Below are 5,511 nucleotides of genomic sequence, written 5' to 3' on the forward strand. Positions count from 1 at the left end.
CGCGCCCACTGACTATCCACCCGCCGTTGATGCGCTGCGCGCCCGATCAGGCGGAGCTGCGAGCAGCAATGAAAACCTCATCATAACTAACACGCTCTGACGTTGGCCCCTGGAATGCCCTCGTTTTGAATTGGCCTCCGGCGAAAAGACGGAGATGAAGAATAGCCGGTTCATCGAGGAAACAGATCGTCGGGGGTGCTGAAGGAGCATCAGGCGGGATCCCGACAATGGAGGTGTGCCGGAAGTCGGGATTTCGGAGCCGACCTTGTACAATTGACGTAACCGTTATGGCGGTGAAGTGACGAACGCCCGGGTGGCAAAGAACCGACGAGGAGAACCGCAGGCTCAAGAAGCTGCCGGGGAATCTATGCTGAACGTGGCGAAGCTGAAGGAAGCGTTTTCCGGCGCGATATGGTGCCACTTGTCCCGCTTGTCTTCGTGCCACTGCAGGATCGAGCTTGCAACCCGGTCCAGAACAGACCAGGTAGAGAACAGAGTCCAGTTATGAACGAGGGCTGATGAGGCGACGTCAAACTGAACGTCGTCGATCCGCCCGCTTGGGTGGCCGCAACCACAGCTCCTGCTTTGAATGTCGACCAGCGACATGAGATTGTGCGGTCGACCTGGTGCCAGAATATGTCCGATGATGTCAGAGTCCCTCCCGGCGATTCAGCAGACAAGTCATGAACGTCCGGATCTGGCGGATAGTGTTGAAAAAGTGAGAGAGCGTTACATGGCCCGATTCGTCCTGAAATGACTTTCTCAAAATGGAGATTTCTCACAGTTTCATTCCGCCGGCGACATGGTATCGGAAAGCTATTCTATGGGTCTCCGGTCAGATCGCGCCATCCGGCGGGCCATCAGACTTTTTCAACATGGGGTAATGGGCGGCAGCTCCTCGGAAGCCGACATGATCGGCTCCGTCAACGGAAGAGGAGACCAACCATGGAATACTTTGCCGGCCTGGATATCTCCGATGGAAGAGACGCACATCTACGTCGTCGACCGCGAGGGAGCAGTCGTTCACGAGGAGAGAAGACGACATCGACGCCGGAGGCGATCGTCGCCTCGCTGGCAAAAGCACCTGCTTGTCGGCGCATCGTGTTCGAGACCGGCCGCATGGCGCCGATGCTCTACCATGGGCTGGCAGCGTTCAGCCTGCCGGTCGTCTGCATCGAAAGCCGGCAGGCGTACCAGGCGCTGAAGACCCTTGCGACCCACAAGACCGATCGCAACGATGCCCGTGGCCTAGCCCATCTGGCCCGCACCGGCTTCTTCAAGCCTGTGCACGTGAAGTCGCTCCCGGCGCATGCCGTCCGCGCGCTGATCATCGCGCGCAAGAAGCTAGTCGGCCAGCGGGCTATGTTGGAGAACCAGATCCGTGGACTCGCCGTGGTATTCGGTGTCAGCCTGCCACGGGCCCTCAGCTCCGCCTTCATCAAACAGGCGCTCAGGGCCAGCGAGGGGATAGCCGGACTGTCTGCAGCCATGGAGGGCTTCATTGCAGCGCGTGCCGCTGTGCTCTCGACCGTCGCGGCGATCGATTCCGACATCAAGAAGATGACCAAAGCTTCCACGAGCTGCCGCCAACTGATGACGATCCCCGGCGTTGCCATCTCACTGCGCTCGCCTTTACCGCTGTCGAGGACGATCCCGACCGCTTCAGACGGTCCCGCGATCTGGGCGCCTATCTCGGTCTGGTGCCGCGCCGCTTCCAGTCGGGCGAGGTCGACTACACCGGCAGCATCTCAAAATGTGGTGACCGGCGGGTGCGAACGCTACTCTATGAAGCGGCCAACGTCATGCTGACGCATTACCGAGGGGCGTTGAAGCTGAAGGATTGGGCGTTGGCGATCGCCAAGCGCTCCACCATGCGCAGGGCGCGGATCGCGCTTGCCCGCCGCCTGGCCATCATCATGCATGCGATGCTCAGGCAAGGCACCCTATTCAACGCCGCATAGCGGAATCGAGGACGAACGAGACAGGAGGCCGAAACGAGCTCCCGAGCGGAGCGACACCCCAGGGAGGGAGTGGATGACGGCGCCGATTGTGTAGCATGCGGCCAACCAGATCGGCCGACTGCGCTTTCAACCAAGCCGCTCCATACCCAGCTTACCCCATCAAGTGTCACGTGAGCACGAAGAGAACCCAGGCACCCGAAAGCGTCGAGAACGCTCACAACCGAGCGGCCGCCCTTGACTCATTAGAGAACACTATCGGCGGGATCGAGCTGACGACGAAGGTTTCATCAGCAGCTCATGCCAAACGAGTTCCGTACGCTCTGGGGTTTATGGTGTCCGATGCACGACGAGCGATCGCTCGATCCAAAGCTGTGCCATATCACAGCGGTCCCAGTCCCGCGTTCTTGTCTGGCAATGGAAACGTGTCAGCTGCGTCTTGATGAGTGCCGCCTGCCTGCCGTCGAAGGCGGTAAACCAGAGATCCCGGCGCCAGAAGCTCGCGATTCGCGGTCGCCGCTGGTCGGCTACGGTTGCGAGCATGTTTCATTTGGCGCTCCCCGCAAAGACCGGCGGTCGCCGCATGGCCCAGGGCATTGCCTCCTCTAGATCGCGTGCGACCCGAACGAGCGTCGCCTCGTCACCGAAGCGGCCGACGATCTGAATTCCGATCGGAAGGCCGTCCGAGCCTTGGAAGAGCGGCAAAGAAACGGCGGGTTGGCCGGTGAAATTGAAGACCGACAGGTACTGATCGAGGGCGGCCCAAGCATCCAGAAATCCTTGGGCCGTGACAGGTTCGGCACTAGGAATCTCGGTCCAGGTGCCATGGGGCAGCGCCGTGAAAGGCATCGTGGGCGTCAGGAGAATGTCGAAGTCTTTCGTCGCGCTACCCACCTCCGCACGTATCTTGCGAAGGCCCTCCTTCACCAGCGCCGCGTCGGCAAGCGGCCGTTCCTTGCTGATCCGGTAGAGTTCAAGAATAATGGGCTCCACAGTCTGCTCATCAACCGTGCGGCCAAGTGCACGGGCCTCTGCATCCAAAGACGCGAACGAGATGTAATTCAGGCCGGCCTCGACCATTTTTAGGTCAGCGGGGTCATAGGGCAGAGCAAACTTGTCAATGGAGTGTCCCATTGACTCCAATAGTTCAGCCGTTTTCTCTACAGCCACTCGAACACCAGGCTGGACCAAGGCATGAACCTCCTCGCGGAACGGGCTGGCCACTCCGATCCTAAGGCGGCCGGTTGGATGGCGTAGCTCCTCCAAGTAAGCTCGCTGCGGCGGGGCGATGATGAACGGGTCGCCGGGAGACGCACCTTGGAAGATATCGAGAGCTGCAGCCATGTCACGAACGGACCGGCAGACCACAAAGTCGTGGACGCGTCCTTCGCTGCCATCCTGCTTATTTGGTCCTGCGGAGACGCGACCTCGGGAGGGCTTCATGCCGACGAGGCCACAGAAGGATGAAGGAATACGGATGGAGCCCCCACCGTCGTTGGCGTGCGCGATAGGCACGATCCCCGCGGCGACAGCGGCAGCCGAGCCTGATGACGAGCCGCCCGTGGTCCGGTCCAAATTCCATGGATTGCGCGTGATCCCGCAAGCCACCGATTCGCTGAGGCCCGGCACGCCCCCCATGCCCATCTCTGGAACAGTGGTGCGGCCCACGATTCGCAGCCCCCCGGCCCGTGCACGCTGAGTGAAGTAGCTATCCACCGTTGGTCGAAAACCCTGGAAGAGGCGACTTCCCATTTCCTGCAGTCGCCCGGCCTCGCTCGGCCCGAGGTCCTTGCGCAGGAATGGTACCCCCCCGAAAAAACCCGTATCTGAGCCTGGCACGGACTCGGCGTCCTCGTAGAACTCCACGACAGCGTTGATCGCTGGCTTGACCTGATCGTGCGCTTGGCGCGCTAGCCGGGCGAGTTCCGCCGCGGTGACCTCGCCCCTGCGCACTAGCTCCGCGAGCTCCGTGGCGTCAAAGCCAGCATACTCATGCAATTCCATCCTACTTCTCTCTCTCTTCGCGCCGGCCATCTCGACTACAGAGACCGTCACTCCGTTGCGTTCGCTTCGCACATAGCGCGCAGACATACTGCGCTCTCCGCATAGCCGGCGCTGACAAAAGCTATCTCGATCCCGATCTGCTTAGTAAAAGGATAAAAGAATAGCTCTTATGCCACCGCCAGGCACAGATGAAATCAGCGCCAAGTCCGCGTCTTTGATGATGTGACGCCTACTAGGTATCAGGACCTCCCTTCAGGTTTGTTTGAAACCACAACCGTCAAGAAAACGACGCAGGAAGCAAGGCAAGAACCATTATGCGCAGCTACTTAACGTTCTGCGGCGATAGCGATCGGAACACGACAAAAGTTCGGGCTCGCTGTATTTCAGCCATGATCATCGGAACCCTCGCCGCGGTCGGCCTGGTCCGGGGTGAACTGCCGGAGAAATGTCTTGTTCTCGGTTTGGCGCTCAGCCCCATGATCATTTCCAGCATTATCATAGCATCGCGTAGTATCTGCTTGTCGCACTGCCTTTCTTCGGCTTTCTATTGGCCAGCCCATGCTGACGGTTCCCTACGTGGTCATCTCGATCTCTGCGGCTCTACAGTGGGGCGCCGGACGCGTTCTCGCCTTCTTCGACATCGCCTGCCGCGAGTTGCCCGGTGTGATATCAGCGCGGTCTTCGCCTTCGTCTCCTTCAATTAGGCTACGGTGGCCTTCTTCATCTCCGGCATAAGGGCAAGACGATAGCCAGGAAACTGGTCGAAGATCTTGACTTCAATCTTATCCCGGTCTTCGCCGTCGTCTCCACTGTCCGGGTATTGAATCCATGTCATCCGCTTTAGGGGCGATCCTTCCGTGTGATCCGCCGAGTGCCCATCACGGCGGCGATTTTCCACCATTAATCAAGTCGAGCACCGAAATGTATCAACATTGCTGATCCCAGTGACAGCAACTCAGAAGTATGTAAAGGATGCGAGACAGACTAAGTTGAGTGTCGCGGCGGTTCGGGATCTTGTCGCGGTGGCAGAATGTCGCGGTAAGCAATCAAGAGAGCCTGCGGCTGCAGTACGCGCTTCGCGTGAGCATCAGCCAGTATGCGGCGGTGTGCAGGACAAGGCGCATCTGGTTGGCAATCCGTGAGCGGCAGCTGGTGCAGTCCGAGGCAAGCTGGCTCTTGTGCATCTTGATCAGGTTTTCGGCCTGGCCGCCGGCGCAGTAGAGCACGTCGTAGACATGCGCGGCGGAGCCTTTGTCGAGATTGGTGCGACGAACCGGATGTCGAGGCCGCGGGTGGTTGCCTCCTGCGGGCGCAGACACGACGGTGCGCCTTCCAGGATTTCGCCTTGTATCGGGTCTCGGCATAGCCGCGCAGCACCAGCTTTTGTTCGAGCGCGCGGGGCGGGTGCGGATATCGTCGGCGGCTTCATCAACGAGACGCTGGAGAACCTTGTTGCCGGGCAATCCGAAGAGGTAGTCGAGCGCATTGTTCTCGCACCAGGCCATGACCTGCGCCCGGCCATAGTGGCCGTCGCCGCGGACCAGGATGC

3 protein-coding genes and 1 pseudogene are annotated in these 5,511 nt (G+C 59.9%); 1 reads left to right on the top strand and 3 read right to left on the bottom strand.

What is annotated here, in order from left to right:
* Window positions 1-345 precede the first annotated feature (345 nt).
* The gene (locus NKI29_RS33130) at window positions 346-606 is read right to left on the bottom strand and encodes a hypothetical protein (RefSeq protein WP_352798666.1); all 261 of its coding nucleotides are present in this window, start codon (window positions 604-606) and stop codon (window positions 346-348) included.
* A gap of 339 nt (window positions 607-945) precedes the next feature.
* On the opposite strand from NKI29_RS33130, the pseudogene NKI29_RS33135 reads away from it, so the two are divergent.
* Window positions 946-1,961: pseudogene (locus tag NKI29_RS33135) on the top strand (IS110 family RNA-guided transposase).
* Window positions 1,962-2,504: 543 nt separating this feature from the next.
* Here the strand turns inward: NKI29_RS33135 and NKI29_RS33140 are convergent.
* A complete protein-coding gene (locus tag NKI29_RS33140; RefSeq protein ID WP_352798668.1) occupies window positions 2,505-3,962 on the bottom strand; it encodes an amidase in 1,458 nt (485 codons plus the stop codon).
* Window positions 3,963-5,008: 1,046 nt separating this feature from the next.
* Window positions 5,009-5,511 (bottom strand): transposase (locus tag NKI29_RS33145; protein WP_352798670.1); only part of this gene is annotated, 503 nt, incomplete at its 5' end.

Source organism: Mesorhizobium sp. M0678, from assembly GCF_040320505.1.
Lineage (GTDB): Bacteria > Pseudomonadota > Alphaproteobacteria > Rhizobiales > Rhizobiaceae > Mesorhizobium.